Consider the following 18,408-nt stretch of genomic DNA (forward strand, 5'->3'; position numbering starts at 1 on the left):
CATTTTAGAAAGTTACATTTAATTGGAACGAATAGTTCGGCCGCAGGGACATGTTGATGGTCGGCGAGTTACCGGATTGTGTCACATCCTGCCCCTTTAATTTCTTGTTCGTGATAGTGAACAAGTTTGTAGCCGAAAGGCTGAGATAGGCGGATTTGATTCCGATTTTCTTGCAGAATTTGTCATGCACGTTGTAGCGGAACGAGAGAGATTGCAGCTTCAGGTAATCTCCTTTCACCACGCGTATGTCAGATAGATCGTACATGGCGTAGATGTCGTTGCCGGCGAATGCGGTCATATCCCCGCTACTGGTATACGCAGATTGTACCCACCAGGGAGTGTTGATCTTGTCCGAGGGTTTCAGACCGGGAATGTTGGTTCTTTGCTCGTCTCCCGGCTTTTGCCAGCGATGGACGAATTCTTTCCGCATGTTGCGTTCCGGGTAAGGGGTGATGTTGTTTGCATCGCACATTTTCAACATTCGTACTTTGTTCCCGAAGCTATAGGTGAAGTTCATCGAGAGACCGAATTGTCTCCAGCCAAAATAATTGGAAACACCTCCTTGCAGGGTAGGTACCCGGGTTCCGGATTCCACGAGAACGGCCTTCCACACCTCTTCGTCGCTCATGTTACGGTATTTCTCATACAATTCATCCTTGTTTTCTTCTTCCGTGCCGTAGAAGATGGGAGTTCCGTCCGTGGCGCTCAATCCCTTGAAACGGTAGGAGTAAAAGGTGTTTAGCGGTTTATTTTTTAGTTCCACCGAGCCATTTAGGTAATCGTTATAGGTATATTTCTTCGTCAAACTGTTGTCCCGGTTGTCGATAGCTTTGGTAATCAGGTTGTTCACCACCTGTCCCAACTGCGGGTCAAATCGCCACACGAAACCGCGTTTTCCGGAGGCGTCCACTTTCTGGTTGATGGGGGTGATGTTCAATGAAAGCTCCAAGCCTTGGTTCGACAGCTCTCCCCGGTTGATGACGTAACTGGTCACCCCGTTGATTTCCGACACGACATCCCTGAAGAAAGCATCTTTCGTGTGCTTGTAGTAATAGCCGATGGTTCCCCCGATTTTACCTTTCCACAATTGGAATTCCAATTCGGCATTGTAGGAACTGGTTAACTCCCATTTCAAATCCGGGTTGGGGAAGTATTCGATGGTAGAAGAGAATTCTTTGTACCAGGGGTTCAAGTCTCCCTTTTTGATGATCATCTTGGAAGTTTGGTTGTCCAACATGTTTCCTTGATGTCCGTAGGAGAGTTTTAATGCTAACGAATTAACAAAGTCGCTGTTCTCCAAGAGGTCTTTTTTGATGTCCCACCGTCCGGACACGGACCAGATGGGTAATAATTTCTCGTTTGCCCGGCTACCGAACTGGTTACTACCGTCCATACGGGTGTTGAAGTTGAAGGTGTAACGATTGTCGTAGGTATAGCTCACGGTCAGGTAAGCTGAGGCCATATTGGTGAGCGTCTCCCCGATCGTCGGTTTATTTGAAGCCAACCAGCCTCGATAACTGCCATAAGTTTTGTACAAATCAGTCGCAGAGATCGTGCCAAAACTTTTCCCTCGGTCGGGATAATAGCCTCGGGCGGTGGTCTTTTGGCTCAAGCTCTCCTTGGAGGAAACCTCACCTCCCAAAGAAACATTTAGGAGGTGTTTGTCCTGAAAAAGTTGATTGTAATTTAGTTGCAAGCGGATCATCCAGTTATTGTTACGACTCTCCATGGTCTGTAATTCGCCGCCTACTGGACACAAGCTCACTCCATCAGAATTGCCCCGCAATTTGAGTATGTACCAAGAGTCTTCCTCGTACACGACCTCTTGATGCGTGTTGCCTATGGTGTAGGAGGCTGTTCCCTCGATATTCAACATGGGCAACAACCGATATTTCAAGTTTCCGGAGAAAATGATATTGCTGGTCCGTTGCGTCTGGTAGGTATTCTCGATCTCGTTCAACACGTTGAAATCGTAGGATTGGTCTTTCGAGCTACCCATTTTGTAGAACCAGCGGCTACCGTCTTCGTTGAAAGCAGGGATGGCGCGGCTCATGTCGTAAGCATATTGCGTGAGGGATTTACCATTGATCTGGGGCGTATAACGGCGGTCGTTCACGCTAGCGTTGATGCTGAATTGGAATTGTATCTTCTTGAAGTTCCCGTTCAGTTTTAACATGCTCGAGTACACTTGACTCTTCTCCTTGCGCAATACTCCCTGATCGTCGCTATACCCGATGGAGGCGTAATATCTCATATTTTGCGAACCGCCCGTCAGGCTTAGCGTGTGTTTGTTCGAGATGGAGTTATGGCAGAGTAGGTCGAACCAATCCGTGTTCACCCGCTCGTAGTAGTTGGCTTTCTGCTGGAAGTCGTTGAAACTAAGTTTCCCCGCTTTATAGTCGAGGTAAGCGGCCTCGTAACCAACCCAATTGGTTACCTTGGTGAATTCCATGCCCCGTTCGAACATCTCCCGCGACACGTTCACGCGTTCCTGCGAGTTCATCAGGTAGATTTCCCGGTCACCGTAGTAGGGACGCCGGTTGAATGTTCCGGAAACGGAATAGCTCACGGTAGGAGGTCCCTCTTTTCCTTTCTTGGTGGTGATGACGATTACCCCGTTGGCGGCCCGGGTTCCGTAAATGGCCGTGGCGGCGGCATCTTTCAACACGTCGATCTGCTCGATGTCGTCAGGATTCAAACCGGAAATGGCGTTTCCCAATAAGTTGACGAAGTCCAAACTGTTCATTTCGGCCGGATCCACGTTCACTGGGTCGGTCAGTACCACGCCGTCCAATACCCATAGCGGTTCTTGGTTACCCAAGATAGTGGAAGTTCCCCGGACCCGTAATTTGGGTGCGGCTCCCGCTTGCCCGGAGTTTTGCATAAACAACATACCGGGAATGCGGCCTTCCAGTAATTTGTCCACACTCGTGATACCCGCCACGTTGATGTCGTCTATTTTGACGGAGGTCACCGAGCTTGTCAGGCGCCGGCGGTCAATGTCTTGATAGCCGGTGGAGATGACTTGTACCTCCTCCAAGGCTTCTGTCTCCTCTGCCAGTACGATTTCATATTGTTCTTTCTTTCCTTTCTCGATACTTACCTCTTTCATCTTCATTCCGATGAAGCTCACGATCAAGGTGTCCTTGACGTGGGGAACATTTAGAGAGAAAGTTCCGGCTACATTAGAAGCGGTACCGACCGTCGTTCCTTTCAACCGGATCGTCACGCCCGGTAACGGATTCCCTTTCGTGTCGATGACCTTACCGGAGACCACCCAGCGCTCATTCGTCTGCGTTTGCGGTAGTTTTTTTAGTACCACCACGTCGTTTACGAGGTCGTAAGTCATGTGGAACATGGGTAACACCCGATCCAGCACGGAGAACAAATCCTCCTGGGTTGCTTCCACGTCAACTCGTTTCGTACTTTGCATTAAAGAGGCATTGTACAGGAATTGCGTCTCTGTTTGTACTTTCATCATAGAGATGAATTCTTCAATCGTTGCATCTTTCAAGTTCAGCGACACCTTGGTTTGAGAGAATGCCGAGGCATACACGCTCATCTGGAAGGCAACCAGTAGAATAACAGTTAGTTTCATGATCAGCCTTACTTTTTTTGTTAAAATAGAGGCACACGATTTCAATCGTCGGCTTTTTTTCATAGCTTTGTAAAACGTTTTAATAATTACGTGAAGAGGGGTGCGAATGTCAGACCTGAGAAATTTGTCATTCGTTTCCTCTTTTTTGTTTAGTATAAATCTGTTTAGTATAAAATAATTGTTTTTTCATTTATCTCGTAATGCACATCCTCTGAGGCGGTAAGCACTTGCAAGAAAGTATCAATACTATTATATCTCCGCAAGTTGCCCGTGAAGCGAATGTCCTTTATCTGCTCGTTGCGCCAAAACACGTGCGTGCCATACCAATAGGCTAACGTGTTCATCACTTCCTCTAAGCGTTGTTCGTGAAAAATGTACCAACCGTCTTTCCAACCCACGTACTCCTCTACTTGCACGCTACGTTTATCCACGATGTCTATTGTGGCTATGGCTTGCTCTCCCGGAGTCAGCTCTACCTGGTGACCTGCTTTGTTCGTGAATCGGACACTACCGGCGACCAACGTCGTTAATACTTCCTCACCATAGGTGCGCACTCCGAACGAGGTTCCCAGTACTCGCACTATACCTGCCTTCGTACGCACGGAGAAGGGCCGTCCGTCTTTCTTCACCTCTAAGTAAACTTCTCCGTCCACCTCTATTTCCCGCTTGTCTTTTGGGAAAGGTACCGGATATTTTACCCGGGTGTTGGAGTTGACCCACAATTTTGAGCCGTCCGCCAATGTAATATGATATTCGCCCGTCACTGGCACGCTTAATTCGTTGTATTGAATGGTTTCGACTGTCATTGCAGAATCAGCCCGGTAGGCGATGCTTCCTTTTTCCTTTTGGATGTTTGTTCCATTCTGCTGCAGATCGAATTGCTCTTGAGAAGAGAGGTTAACAACCTGACCGTCGGACAACCGTAACTGTATCTCATTTTTCACCATGGAGGTTTCCGGAAGTTTAGGCGTGTTGTTCTCCGTTTGTTTGCCTATAAACAAAATGCAAGCAAACACGGGAAGCAGAATAGTTGCAGCCCAACCTATATATCGAATCCATCTCTGTCTTTTAGAAGTTTGTTGGTTTACTTCTATGCGGCGATTAATTTGTTCTAGATCCTTGGCGAGCGATTCGACGGAAAGTCCCTCTATCACATCCATCGGATCATCCTCTAAAGCCCGCTGGTAAAATTCCCGATGTCTCGGTGATGCTTCCAGCCATTCCCGAAGTTTTTTGTCTTCTTCCGGTGAAAGTGTCTCCCGAAAACTTCGCGAGATGATTTCCCAATCGATGTTATCTTTTGTTTTTTGTATAGTCATTTCTTTCTATATTTTCGTCTAAGACACACTCCTCCCTCAAAATGTTTACACGTTTCCCCATTTTTTTAAATTATTTTTTTTAAATGCTTGATTTATAATCGTTTTTGCCTGAGAATTTTTTACAAACAATATTTTGAACTTTATGTCTCGTTCAAAGGGATTAGTCGCCAAATATTTGCCATAATGTCAACCACACGAGCATTCCTTCCCGGTCGGAGAAGGCTTGCTTAACCCGTTCCACTCCCCGATGCAATTGGACTTTAACCGTATTTTCGCTGATGTTCAGTTGTTTGGCAATTTCTGCGTATTTATAGCCGTCTACGAATCGCAGAAGGCAAATTTCCCGACATTTGTCGGGTAACTCTTTCAATATTGACCGGATTTTTTCCAGCATTTCCTCGTCCTCCACCATATCGATGTTGTGGGATTCGATATAGGCTTCTGCATACTTCCGATTATTGCAGTCCTCGATTTTGAGATCACGTAGATAATTGAGACAAGCGTTCCGGATGGATGTAAAAAGATAACTATGAATGGTGGTGTGTATCATTAATTTGTCAGCATTCTCCCACAGTCTAACGAACACGTCTTGAACGATATCGTGTGCTTTATTCGCATCATAGATATACTTTTTTGCGAAAAAGTACAACTTCTCGTAGTAATTATTGAAAAGAAAAGTCAACACCTGTTTTTCTCTTCTTCTCAACCCAGCCCATATATTTTTTTCTTCTTCTTCCGACATCTTACATCAGACTTCTTGGTTTACAAATGTAGGATATTTTGTCAAAAGTCTTACTGAATCGTTGTTAAAATTCTATTTTACTTTTTTTAATGTGAATCTGGAATCCAGTATATATCAATTATTAACGTTATCCAAGTTTTAACAGGGAATGAACGTCCTCGGAAATATTGGGGCGACCTTAGGCGTAAGCTAAAAAAGGAGGGAAGTCAGTTGTCCGATTTTTTCGGACAACTGAAAATGCAATCTTCTGATGGAAAATTTTACAAGACAGATGTGGCCGATGTCGAGTAACTTTTTCGTTTAATACAATCCATACCTTCTCCCAAAGCTGAGCCGTTTAAATTGTGGCTGGCAGAAATTGCACGGGAGCGGCTGGAAGAAGTGGATGATCCGGAAAAAGGGATTGAACGGTTGATGGAATATTATCATCGTAAAGGTTATTCTGTCGGTTGGATAAATCAGCGTTTGAAAAGCATTGAGGTGTGCAAGGAACTCACCGACGAATGGGATCGCAGGGGAGTTAAACAAGGGCAAGAGTATGCCACTTTAACTGACATCATTACCCAGGGATGGGCAGGAATGACCACGAGGGAATATAAACAATATAAGGGTTTGAAGACCGAGAGTTTGCGAGACAATATGACAAACCTTGAATTGGTTCTGAATATGTTGGCAGAGGCCACGACCACGGAGATTTCAAAGGAAAGACAACCTGTAACATTCAAGGAGAGCCAGCACATAGCTCAACAAGGAGGACAAATCGCGGGTAATACCCGAAAAGAAATTGAAGCCCAAACAGGCAGAAATATCGTCTCCCCGTTGAATGCTAAAGATTTGAAAACGATTGATGAAAAGGATGAGGAAAAAGAAAACCACCTACTTTCATAGGTGGCTCATCTTCGGTGACCTCGGTGGGACTCGAACCCACGGCCCATTGATTAAGAGTCAATTGCTCTACCAGCTGAGCTACGAAGTCTTCCTTGTTGCAAGGGCTTTTAACCGTTTTGCGGGTGCAAATATGCAACAATATTTTTTAATCTGCAAGAAAATTATTCTTTAATGTTGTGATAAACGTTAGTTACATCATCATCTTCTTCTAATTTCTCCAGCAATTTGTCCACGGTTTCTCTTTGTTCGTCGGTTAATTCTTTTGTATCAAGAGGGATACGTTCGAATTCTCCGCTGACCATTTCGTAGTGGTTATCTTCCAAATATTTTTGAATAGCCCCGAATGCTTCGAATGAACCGTAGATGATCACGTGATTTTCTTCGTCCTCGAAGATTTCGTCGGCACCGTAGTCAATCATTTCCAATTCAAATTCTTCTAGGTCAAAGTTCTCCGGGCGGGTAATTTTGAACACACATTTCCGATCGAACAAGAAATCGAGGCTACCGGTTGTTCCTAAGGAACCGCCGTATTTATTGAAGCAATGACGTACGTTAGCAACGGTACGGGTGTTATTGTCTGTTGCGGTTTCTACCACGATGGCGATACCGAAAGGACCGTATCCCTCGTAAACGATCTCCTTGTAATCAGAAGTATCTTTTGAAACGGCGCGTTTGATAGCTCTTTCGACGTTCTCCTTCGGCATATTTTCAGCCTTGGCGTTTTGGATAAGTATACGTAAACGCGTGTTGTTTGCTGGGTCCGGACCGCCGGCTTTTACGGCAATATCAATTTCTTTTCCTATTCTGGTAAACGTACGGGCCATATTGCCCCATCTCTTTAGCTTCCGTGCTTTACGGTATTCGAACGCTCTTCCCATATGATGTGAATCTTATTTATATAACAATTTGAAACGCGAATTTAGTTTTTCTACTTAAAACAAAAAAGGAATTCAGCGATTTTGTGTTGAGAATGAGTTTCATTCCACGAGTTCTACACTGAAATCATCAATATATATTCCCTCTTCGGGGGTGATCTTTTTGCCATAGGTACGGATTTCTACCCGTAAAAGTTTAGCTCCTTCCGGAGCGGTGAATGATTTGCCGTTGAACACGTTGATCCAGCCGTTCGTTTGTTTCAGGTAACTTTGGGCTTGTATGGGTTTATTGTGTTCTGCCGGGAGTGCTGTGCTTTTGGTTTTACGCCAGTAACAGTAATATTTCCACGGAAAAGAGGGAGAAGGGGCATTCACGTGCATTTTTATCTCGTAGCGTTTGCCGGCTTTAATTTCTACATCTTGGTACAGGTAAGTTTTACCTTGTAGGTAGGCCGCTTGTCCGGAACGGGCTTGGGAGCCCGTGATCTTGAGGGCGACACTGTCTTTCCCGTCTTTATAAAAATGCCAATGGTCGGGTTCTTTTTCCGGCTTACTCCATTCCTCGAAATTCCCGTTCTGTAATAAGCTTTCCCCGTTCCCCTGTATCCCGCCTTCGGTTAATTCTGGGAAATTACATTCCACGTGAATGGTTTGATTCGTGTCGATAGCTACCGAGAAGGGGATAATTTTTCGCTTTGGCGTGTTGTCTTCATCATAGGTAACAGAAAGCGTGGTTTCCCCCTTTTTGGCGGGGAAGGTCCGAATCATTACTTTTCCTTGATGATCCACGGGTTTCGTGATCGTGCCGAAGGTGTTCGTGGTTGATCCGGAAAAACTGACCGAGGACGGGATGAAAGACAATTCCAGGTTTAGGTTGGATATTTCCTTTGGAATCGCGTGGAGAGAAACCTGCAATGTTCCCGTTCTCCGGAAGAGCCGAATTGGGGGAAGGGCATTTTTATTTTCCGTGATACTGACACTTTGTAGAGCCGTGGAGATGTCACTGGCCTCTTGGTAAGTGTTTTCTTCATGTGGTAGGCAAAGGAACAAGTTTTCAAGTGTTTCTCCGGTTTTCGGAATAACCATGTTTCCCTTGGGAGCGTTGGCTACGAGGGCTAATCTGTATCTGCCCAGAGGGAGAGTTGCGTGAAGAGTGTTTTCATGAATGTCCGATGATGTAAACGTTTCATGACGGGCGATACGATTATCCCGGTCAATGGCAAACAGGTGCAAGTGGTGTATGGAAAGTTCCTCGGAAGTGTTACATTCAAGCGGGATTCGTATCTCCTGCCCTTCCATGACTTTGCTTTTCTGACATGAAAAAAGTACAAACTGCGTTACCAGTAAAAATATTATTTTTCTCATTGTGTTTTTGAACTTGTAACTGGTGAACCTGCAACTTGTAACTTTTAGCAAGGTGAAGTCTTGTTAAAAAATAGAGATCCCGATGTTCGTGGTAAAACGTTCGAGCGTTTCGATTCCCATGTACGAGTTCCCGTGTTCATTCAGTTCGGGACTCCACACGGCGATACTGAGTTTGCCCGGGATGATGGCTACCACGCCTCCTCCGACACCGCTTTTACCCGGCATTCCTACACGGAAAGCGAACTCCCCGGATTCGTCGTAGAAACCGCAGGTCAGCATGAGTGCGCTGAGGCGTTTCGAGCGGCTCACGGTGAGGATATTTTCGTTGTTGTGCGGATTGATCCCGTGGTTGGCCAGGAACAAGAATGATTTTGCAAGATCCTCGCACGTCATGGCGATACTGCATTGATTGCAGTACACGTCGATCAGCGAGTCCACGTCGTTATCGATGTTACCGAAACTTTTCATGAAATGTCCCAGGGCTTGATTCCGGCTAGCGTGTTCAAATTCGGACTGGGCCACCGTTTTATCATAGTAAATGTCGTCGTTTCCGGCCACGCTTCTCACGAATTGCAGGATGGCTTCTTTTGGTCGGTGGTAAAGATTCATCATTTTATCCGTAACCACGAGAGCCCCGGCGTTGATAAACGGATTACGCGGGATTCCTTGTTCGTGTTCCAACTGAACCAGCGAGTTAAACGGGGTGCCGGAAGGTTCCCGGCCCACGTATTTCCACAGGTCTCCCCCCATGTGGCGAACGACCATGGCGAGAGTAAAGACTTTCGAAATACTTTGGATGGAAAATTTGGTTTGGTAGTCTCCCGTGCCGACGATCTGACCGTCGAGAGTGGCTATGGCAATTCCGTATTGGTGCGGGTTGATATTTGCCAAGGCAGGGATGTAATCAGCTACTTTACCTTGTCCGAAGAGGGGTTTTACCTCGTTATATATGTTGTCAATAACTTCCTTGTAATCCATTGCAAACGTTTTAAACGGGGGCAAAGATAAGAAAGTAAATGATTCATCGGTACGTGTTTATTTTATTTTTCGTACAATTTTACCGGAATAGGTTTCCGTGAAATGTTCTTGAAAATATATGTTCTTGGGAACTTCGTAAGGAGATAAACAGGATTTAAGTCGGGATAGCAATTGCTGATATTCGGCCTCGTCCCAGGGGAGCGATTCTATGACAAGCACGGCTTTTTGTCCTAGCCGACTGTCGTCTTCAGCCGTGATAAAGAAACGTTGGCTTAGAAAAGAGGCGATACGGGCTTCTATGCTTTCCGGGAATAGTTTTATTCCACCGGAATTGATCACGTTATCATGGCGTCCCAACCATTCGAAATGAGTGGTGTCAACAAGCTGGACAATATCGTTCGTGATGAATCTCTGTTGTTGGAGATGCGGGGTGTTGATGACCAGGCATCCTCTTTCGTCCGTGGAGAAGGACACTTTTCCCAAGGCAAAATAGACGGGAGATTTTCTTTCGCCATTGATTTCCCGCAGGGCAATATGCGAAACGGTTTCAGTCATGCCATAGGTGCCGTAACATCTTGTCGGCAGTTCTTGAAGACGTTGTTCTAACGTGGGGGAAACAGCTGCCCCGCCAATGATCACTTGCTTGATGCGAGCGAATCGGGAACGAGTTTCCGGGTTGGTCAAGGTGGTTTCAACCTGCATGGGAACCATGGCGGCGAAGTCAATGTCGTTCTCGATGTTTTGCAGGGGAGAAGAGGTCGGTTTTATCGTGATCAGGTCGGCTCCCGAGAGGATGGTGCGGACGATCATCATTTTCCCTGCGATATAAGTCGGGGAAAGGCAAAGTAACAAGCGGGATTGAGGACCGATGTGGAAATATTCGTTTGTTAAGCTGGCGGATGCGATCATGTCTTTTTTTAGTAACCGGATTTCCTTCGGTTTCCCCGTGGAACCGGAAGTATGCCCGATAACTTCTTCTTTTTCGTTATACCATTCCTGTAAAAAGGCGATGACTTCCGGGTCGATATTTCCCGTGAGCATATTTAAATCCGTGTACCGTTTACCGTTTAGTCTGATGTTCATGGCTTTTAAAACGAAATGGGGGATAAATTCCAGCTTGCCTGTGGGTTGTACCGGATGGTCGAGCCGGTTTGTTCCAAGGGTGAAGGGATATTATTCGTGTAGAGTTGCCCCGTTCCCAATCCTTGAGGCATACCCGTGGGGTGACACTCCAAAATATAAGCCGTCCATTGTGCAATGGCATTCAACCCGATATTGGATTCCAGCGCGGAAGTAATCCACCAGCCGATGTTACGTTCTCGGGAGCGGGAAATCCATTCCCATGAACCCGAAAAACTGCCTAAAAGAGATGGTTTTATTACGACGTATTGGGGGCGAATAGTATCAAGTAGCTTGTCTTTGTTAAATCCTTCGATTCCGATCAATTCTTCATCTAGGGCAATCGGGATCGGGGTATTTCGGCATAGACGAGACATTTCTTCCCATTGTCCTTGACGGATGGGCTGTTCGATAGAGTGAATATCATATTGAGCCAATTGTTCCAGTTTGCGGGGTGCATCTTTCGGGGAGAAAGCTCCGTTGGCATCAACCCGGAGTTCTATTAGCTCTTTGCTGAATTGTGACCGAATCATGCGTAACAAGTCTAGCTCTGCCTCGAAATCAATAGCTCCTATCTTCAATTTAATGCAATGGAATCCGGCATCCAACTTTTTGATAATCTGTTGGCGCATGGAATCTTTGGAACCCATCCAGATTAAACCGTTGATTTCGACATCTGTTTGTCCTTCGGTGAAAAGGGTGGGGTAAATGATGCGTTTACCTCCATTATTTAAATCCGCTATGGCGGTATCCAAGCCGAATTGGATAGAACTCCAATCTCGCAAGTAGCGGATGTCACGTAGGTTGCTGAAACCTTCGCAGGTTTCTTTTAATATTTTCTCGAATTCCGGGCGGTCGTCTGCACTTAATCCCCGAAACAAAGCACACTCTCCCAGTCCGTATATTTCGGGTTGTTCCGACTCCCAGACTTTGATAAACCAAGTTTCTTTTTCCGTGAGAATCCCTCGGGAAGTTCCTGCCGGTTGCTTGAAGTATAGGTTATATTTTGAATATGTTGCTTGTAGCATAGTTTATTTTTTAGTACAAGCAAAAGTAAGGTATTCTATAAATGAAATCAAGGAGTTTTATTTAAAACTCCTTGATTTGTATTTTAAATGCCGGGTAAGGCATTTAATACTTTTTCGATGTCCGGTGAGGAGGGACGGATCATACTGGCGTTGACGATTTTTCCTTCCGGGTCGAGTAGTATAAAATGAGGAATTCCATTTATATTATAATCTTTCTGGAATTGACTGCCTCGCCCGATTAGAAGTTGGATGCCGGAGAGTTCTCCGGATTTAACCATGTTTTCCCAGGCTGTTTTGTCCTGGTCGGTGGAAAGACTTAGGAACGTGATGTTTTTTCCTTCGAATTTTTTCTCCAGTTCTTTCAGGAACGGAATTTCTTTTTTGCAGGGACCGCACCAGGTTGCCCAAACGTCGATGTACAGGTATTTCCCGTTGAAGTCTTTCAAGGATAAAGTTTTCCCGTTAATATCCTGTCCTTTAAAGTCAGGAGATGGGCGTCCGACTGATGTGAGATCCCATTGATCACGAATCTCTTTATACGCGGCTCGTAGATCGGGATCGGAGACGTAAGCGTTATAGATGTTTTCCAGATCGGTAATGTTGCGGATTCCATTTTTCTTCACGTATTTCATGGCAATATCGTTCAGAATGACCTGTTTTACCTTTTCGTTCTGGATGTTTTCGGCAAGGTATTTCATTTGACTCACGCATCTGTCGTAAAGGTTCGGTATTCGTTTTCCCGGAGAGGCAAGGAGGATAGCCGCTTCCGCAACAAATTCCCTGTATAACGGGAGATGGACAAGCTGCTCGTCTCCTTGTATGAGTTGGCTTAACATATTGTAATATTCCGGTCCCGGCTGATAGCTTGTGTCTTGTGTCAAGTAGGCATATCCCATGGGATGCATGAGTATATTGAAGGCATACATGTATTTTATACGTCCTTTTTCCCAGGTAACGAAATCGGGATTTACGTTTTCTAGTTTCCTGGCTTGTAATAATTTGATTGCCTCGTCTGTTTTTTGTTGAACAAGTGTGATTAGCTCGTCTAGCGGGTGGGCGTATTCATCCGGAGTGATTTCCGTGTAAGTGATTGCGTTGAGGTAGTCATTGACCGGGGCGTTTTTGCCTTCGAATCGGATCTCGTCCTTGAATTTACCGGCATCGAAGGAGATAGTAAATTGGTCCCCTTTTTGAAAAAAGACATTCTTGGACTCTTCGCCATAGAACAAGCGGGCATATATTAAATCGCCTTGTAAGGTACAGGTGGCCTTACCGTTCTTGTCCAGTTCGATTTCGTCGATTAATTCCGGGCTTTGAACAATGGCGACTTTGGAGTAAGTCGGGTTCTGAACGTTGAAATGGACAACAATATCGTCCTTGTTTTTTTGTGAATTCGAACAAGCGTTAACGATAAAGAATAAGATGATAAATATAAAATTTCTCATTTCGATGATATTAATTATTAATCATATATTTCTTGCATTGCGGCATCAAGCCACCCGCCTCGTGCGTTTATGCTAAGAATATTTCCTTGAGCATCCACGAGAATGGAGGAAGGAACGCCTGTCAGGTTATATGCTTTGAATGCAGATTCTCCCGGGGGTGTTCTCCGGTCGAGTAGTTGACCCCAGGATAAGTTTTCCTCCTTTAAGGCCGTGAGCCAGTTTTCCCGTTTCGAGTCGATGGAGATACTCACGATATTAAATCCTTTCGGATGATATTTGTCGTATGTTTTCCGGATGTGGGGGAATTCTGCCCGGCAGGGCTGACACCATGAAGCCCAGAATTCGATCAGGGTAACATGTCCGGGTTCTACGAAATCAGAGATCTTTTTACTGCTGCCATCGAGGGCGATAAGTTCTTTATCTAGGAAAGGTTGTCCGATGAATATTTGTTTACGTTGTATTGTTTCCCGCAGTGATTTCCCCATTTCGGATTCTTGTAAATGGGGAGAGAGTGCCGTGAACAGTTGCTCCGTCTCTTGCCGAGAAAGTGATGAGTTACCTTTACAGAGTTCTTGTGCGACGTGTAAGCTAATCACGGATTCGGGATTAGCTTTGATATATTTTATTTGGGCATCTTGTATTTTTCGTGCCTTTGCTGTCGTTTGTTTGGCCAGATCTATCGCTTTGGTCAAGTCGTTACCATAGTAATAGGCTTGGGTGTAGGCAGTGAACGTTTTTTTGCGATCGGCTTGAAGAGGTTGTATCTGATCTGTATAATTTTGGAAAGCATCTTGTGTGTTGCTTCCCGAAATGTTGAACACGGGAGCCTTTCCTGAATTGTCGCAAACCGCTTTCACGGCCGTACTGTCAAGAAAGAGCGAGAAATTAACCAGTTTACTCCGATCCGAACGGTTATTGGGATCTAGGTAAATGAGTACGCTGCAATAACGGGGAATATCAAATTTTCCTTTCAAGAGGAATTTCCCGTTTGATATTTGGGTACTGTCAATGGCATAAGGTTGATTTATGTCATTAAGCATCAAGAACACGGGTTTACCTTCCCAAGCTTCGGGTACCTCCCCCGAGAGGGAGTACCCGTTGTGTTTTGTACAACTGAAGATGGATAGAAGGAACATGATAAATAAAATGTGTTTCATTTTTATTCTTGAGTTAGAGGTTCTTTATAGATAATATCCACGATTCTGCCGAAACCGGAATGGTATTCTTTATAATCGGTTATTTGTGCCAGGTTATCAACCGCCTCGTACACTCTGAGTTCACCTCCGTCAGTACCCCCCTTGTCACTGCCCACGATCAGGTCGTAAGAACGTCTGGCATTTTCTGCATTCCTGTATAGATAAAATTTCAGGCAAGTGATTTCTCCCGGAACTTCAAACTGAAATTCGGAAGAAGGGGTACTCGTGTCCAGATTTACCCGGTAGACTTTTCCATCTACGGCATAAAACATTTGATCGTTTAAGGGGCTGAATGCAAAATGTTCCGCTTGTGTTATATCAGTGCAATTAGAGAGGTTTGCGTAATGGGTTTTCGTGTATGCCGGCATTCCCATCAATGCCATATAATAGTCGTCTAATGTAATTCCGTAAAGGTGATAAATTCCGTTGTTCTCCAAGATCGTGAACGTGATATTATTGAAGAAACCGGGCATCATGGCGGATTCGGAGTAGTTACGTCCACTATTCTCCATGTAAACGTAGTTGTAACCCATCGGGAATGAAAAAGCATTGCCTCCGGCTTCATCGTCGTTCATGCTCAAGCAACCTACAGTTTGATCTCCGGTTAATCCCCCATACATTCCTCCCGGATGATAAACAAATTGTTTGTGGTCTAAATCATAGAACATAAATACCGGGGCAAATTGCATCGGATTTGTGATGTTACATCCCACGTATGGTGCGATTTGTATATATTCTTTCGTGTTATCGTCATTACGAAGATAATTTAATCTTGATTCCCATAATGCTCCTGCTCCCATACTATAATTACTGCTAAATACCCCCTCTGGTGTTACCATCATGCGGTAATAGCCTGCTGATGTGATATGCATAGGTTTGGCATCATTCATATCTCCCATTTCGTATTTCATGAGATATTCTTCTTTCCATTCGAAAGCATCTTTATGTAGCCGGGTAGTTCCTTCTTCTGTGAGCAAATAGAATGGGGAGGTAGGATCTACTTGTTGTACAGAACTCATATCTTCCGTGTTTTCGGGACTAAGAGCGATGAGAGCCAACGGCCCTTTCTTGAAAGGCATATCCGAATCGGCAAGCATATCCTTCGAATGTACCTCTTCTCCCAATACAGTTGAGATCATATCCAGACGAACATTACCATTCTCGGAACACAGAAGGACCCAGCCCTCGGAAGTGGTTGTAACGACAGAAAGATTCGCTTGTTGTTGATAAAACACGTTCAGGTGTTTGTCCTTTACCGTGTAAATCAATTTATAAGGACCTGGACGTAAAGATATAATATCATTAAATTCTTTTGTGGTAGCCAACACTTCACTTGCGGAATCATTTGCGTCTTCCGCCTCGAATTGCCGGATGGCCAGCCATTCGTATTCATATCGATCTTCATCGGCTTCCAAGCCATCTAGTTGCACGGGGATAGACAAATTTTGGTATGCCAAAGCTTGGATCGAACTACCGATACCTTCAATTTTTACTTCCGGAATATCATGGTAATTATAATTGCCTTTATCGTCCGCACAAGCACTGATTCCACCTGCTATTGCAACAAGTAAAAAAAGTGATTTTATTCTATATAATATCTGTTTCATAGTCTATCTTTTTATAGTAATTAAAAGATGGTATCTCCATTCTCGTCAAAGATTTCCGGGTCGGGATTCTCCAGTAACAATTGTTCTGCTACATATTTTATCATTTCTGATATTAAATATTGGAAGCGGGCACTTGTTATTTTTGATGAATCGTTAAAGTCTGAGCGTGGGATGTCCATCACCCGGCAGGTCAGGAAAAAGCGTTGAGGGGTAAATGGATATATATACGTGTACCAAGCGGCAGGAGCCTCGGTGAATAGTTCCGAGAACTCGATTTTATGACGCATAGTAGAGACATCTGTGCCACTTTGAATATCCGTGATCTCGTGTGTGATGATCGGTTTGAAATGTTCGTTTTCTTCAATAGCGATCTCGATTGTTTTCGCTTCTTCTTGCAATGCGGTCGTCCGTTTCAGCGTGATTTCATAGTTGAACGAACTGGCTCCTGCGGGTAATACCGGATTGGCAGGTAACACGAAATCATCCCCTTCCTTTGCACTTCCTCCAACAACTTTGATGTTTACGGGGCGAGCTTCGTCGGTAGCCCTACCGACCAGCTGAACCGGGATTGATACTATGGCCTCGTTCTGTGATTCTTCGATGTACACGAACGTGAAGTTCGTGCTGTCTGTCAGGATATTTCCTACTCTTATGCGTTGGTTGAAATAGATTCCTTCATTTGCACTATAGTTATTAACCTCTTCTTCCGAACAAGCGGTTAATCCTATAATGAGCATAATCCATATAAATATATTGCTTGTTTTCATCATTCGCATGTTATTGTCGATTATTAATTTCTGTGTCGGGTAAAGGCACCACGAAAACTTGGGTGGATGCCGCTTGACCTGCAGGTTTACTTCCACTATTGTTCGTTCTATTTAAGATGTTTGTAAACGTCCGTTTATAGAAATAGAACAATTGTCCTTCTCCATATAATTCGCGCATGTATTCGTAAGTAAGCTCGGTTGTCGTTAGGGAACCGAGGTTCGAAATACCTCGTTTATTTCTTAAGGTGTTGATATATGGAAGTCCGTCATTCAGAGTTTCCGATTCGCTTTCCGCGGCGATCAGATACATCTCTCCCAATCTTAACATGGGGATCATCGTGTTCTGGATTAGCCCGGTGGTACTCATGTCATTGTATTTATAGAAATACCGGGCGCCGCTTGTCAATCCGGGAAGTGTGGCCTGTTCCCAGTTTGCCTCGAAACGAATATCGCTTGTGGTGGAAGAACCCGGTGCCGAGTACAAGAAATTCAATAATTTTTCATCCATGGTAAATATAAATGCCGGATTACGAGAGGGATCATGGTAATTTTTGAATAATAGAACCCGATTTGTGTTTGTTAAGGCAAATAAGACCTCTGACGAGAAAATCCGGTCACTCTTGGCTTCCGTTCTTTCCGTGAATGGGAATGTGCCCGCTTCTGCCGCCGTGATCACTTTTTTGGCGTAGATGGATGCATTGGTTTTATCCCCGGCATAGAGATAAACTCGTGCCATGAGCCCTTGTACCGCATAATAGTTCATGCGTAATACCCTGTAACGCAGGAAATTGGATTCATTCCCTGCTGATTCCATTAAAGTACCTTTTGTGATGATCGGGTCATTTGCCAACGCTTTCTCCGCTTCTTGCAAGTCATGAATGACATATTCCATGACTTTGTTTGCGGGTAATAAATCGTTTACATTCGATGATTGGTGTAAATAGTAGGGAATACACTCGTTTTCCGGGTTGTTCATGTAAACCGGGCCGAACAGGCGTAACATATCGAAGTGCAACATGGCACGCAAAGCCAAGGCTTCTCCCCGGATAATGTCATGGTTGATACCCGTGAAGAGTGATTCCCGGTTTTCTATGTTATCAAGAATCTTGTTACAGTTCATGATCAGGGCGTAAGCTTTTTCCCAAACTTTATCCAAGCGTCCCCGCCAGTATTCAGTGCTGTATTTATAGCTGTTTAAATCAATATAATTCCCCCATTTCCCTTGGTCGTCGCCGATCTTGTAGGCTCCGCCCATGAGTTCGAGCATTTCCACCATGAGGGTACTTCCGTAAAGGTTCTCGTCATTTAACTCGATGTAAACGCCGTTCAGTAATTTCTGGAAACCGGTTTCCGAGTTCAACAGGTCTTCTTCCGCTATCTGGTCGTAAGGTTTCACGTCCAACCAACTGTCGCAAGCCCCGAAAACAAGGGTGCAACATATAAGCGTGATTAATTGTATTTTTCTTTTCATAATTCTTCCG

Annotated in this window: 14 protein-coding genes and 1 tRNA gene; 1 reads left to right on the forward strand and 14 read right to left on the reverse strand. The window is 44.7% G+C overall.

The window, feature by feature from the left end; translation table 11 throughout:
• Positions 1-4 precede the first annotated feature (4 nt).
• The 3 genes from I2I33_RS02215 to I2I33_RS02225 form a co-directional block, all read right to left on the reverse strand.
• Positions 5-3,661 carry a SusC/RagA family TonB-linked outer membrane protein gene (locus tag I2I33_RS02215; RefSeq protein ID WP_195666719.1) on the reverse strand — a complete coding sequence of 1,219 codons (3,657 nt, stop codon included), beginning with the start codon at positions 3,659-3,661 and terminating at the stop codon, positions 5-7.
• 101 nt (positions 3,662-3,762) lie between these two features.
• The gene (locus tag I2I33_RS02220) at positions 3,763-4,917 is read right to left on the reverse strand and encodes a FecR family protein (RefSeq protein WP_087419308.1); all 1,155 of its coding nucleotides are present in this window, start codon (positions 4,915-4,917) and stop codon (positions 3,763-3,765) included.
• 160 nt (positions 4,918-5,077) lie between these two features.
• Entirely contained in the window at positions 5,078-5,659 is a 582-nt protein-coding gene (locus I2I33_RS02225) for an RNA polymerase sigma factor (protein WP_087419309.1), read from the reverse strand.
• Positions 5,660-6,001: 342 nt separating this feature from the next.
• On the opposite strand from I2I33_RS02225, the gene I2I33_RS02230 reads away from it, so the two are divergent.
• Positions 6,002-6,547 (forward strand): hypothetical protein, encoded by a 546-nt coding sequence (locus tag I2I33_RS02230; protein WP_317193306.1) that lies wholly within the window; start codon positions 6,002-6,004, stop codon positions 6,545-6,547.
• Between the two features lie 15 nt (positions 6,548-6,562).
• On the opposite strand, the gene I2I33_RS02235 is transcribed toward I2I33_RS02230, so the two are convergent.
• The 11 genes from I2I33_RS02235 to I2I33_RS02285 form a co-directional block, all read right to left on the reverse strand.
• Positions 6,563-6,635 (reverse strand) — tRNA-Lys (locus tag I2I33_RS02235).
• A gap of 73 nt (positions 6,636-6,708) precedes the next feature.
• A complete protein-coding gene (locus I2I33_RS02240; RefSeq protein WP_087419310.1) occupies positions 6,709-7,425 on the reverse strand; it encodes a YebC/PmpR family DNA-binding transcriptional regulator in 717 nt (238 codons plus the stop codon).
• 99 nt (positions 7,426-7,524) lie between these two features.
• Positions 7,525-8,787, reverse strand: coding sequence for a FimB/Mfa2 family fimbrial subunit (locus tag I2I33_RS02245; protein ID WP_140402528.1), 1,263 nt, complete (start codon positions 8,785-8,787; stop codon positions 7,525-7,527).
• Between the two features lie 63 nt (positions 8,788-8,850).
• Positions 8,851-9,765 (reverse strand): glutaminase, encoded by a 915-nt coding sequence (locus I2I33_RS02250; RefSeq protein WP_087419312.1) that lies wholly within the window; start codon positions 9,763-9,765, stop codon positions 8,851-8,853.
• A 57-nt stretch (positions 9,766-9,822) separates the two neighbouring features.
• Entirely contained in the window at positions 9,823-10,848 is a 1,026-nt protein-coding gene (locus tag I2I33_RS02255) for an AMP-binding protein (protein WP_087419313.1), read from the reverse strand.
• A gap of 5 nt (positions 10,849-10,853) precedes the next feature.
• A complete protein-coding gene (locus I2I33_RS02260; RefSeq protein WP_087419314.1) occupies positions 10,854-11,912 on the reverse strand; it encodes an o-succinylbenzoate synthase in 1,059 nt (352 codons plus the stop codon).
• Between the two features lie 83 nt (positions 11,913-11,995).
• Complete coding sequence (locus I2I33_RS02265) at positions 11,996-13,357, reverse strand: TlpA family protein disulfide reductase (protein WP_195666720.1); 1,362 nt, start codon at positions 13,355-13,357, stop codon at positions 11,996-11,998.
• A gap of 17 nt (positions 13,358-13,374) precedes the next feature.
• Positions 13,375-14,514 (reverse strand): TlpA disulfide reductase family protein, encoded by a 1,140-nt coding sequence (locus I2I33_RS02270; protein WP_087419316.1) that lies wholly within the window; start codon positions 14,512-14,514, stop codon positions 13,375-13,377.
• 2 nt (positions 14,515-14,516) lie between these two features.
• Positions 14,517-16,160 carry a PKD-like family lipoprotein gene (locus I2I33_RS02275; protein WP_087419317.1) on the reverse strand — a complete coding sequence of 548 codons (1,644 nt, stop codon included), beginning with the start codon at positions 16,158-16,160 and terminating at the stop codon, positions 14,517-14,519.
• Positions 16,161-16,180: 20 nt separating this feature from the next.
• Complete coding sequence (locus tag I2I33_RS02280; protein WP_162613677.1) at positions 16,181-16,930, reverse strand: DUF4843 domain-containing protein; 750 nt, start codon at positions 16,928-16,930, stop codon at positions 16,181-16,183.
• Between the two features lie 7 nt (positions 16,931-16,937).
• Positions 16,938-18,398, reverse strand: coding sequence for a RagB/SusD family nutrient uptake outer membrane protein (locus I2I33_RS02285; protein WP_087419319.1), 1,461 nt, complete (start codon positions 18,396-18,398; stop codon positions 16,938-16,940).
• Positions 18,399-18,408 lie beyond the last annotated feature (10 nt).

The sequence above is a fragment of the Butyricimonas sp. BSD2780061689_150309_C8 genome (assembly GCF_015560935.1).
GTDB classification, from domain to species: domain Bacteria; phylum Bacteroidota; class Bacteroidia; order Bacteroidales; family Marinifilaceae; genus Butyricimonas; species Butyricimonas paravirosa.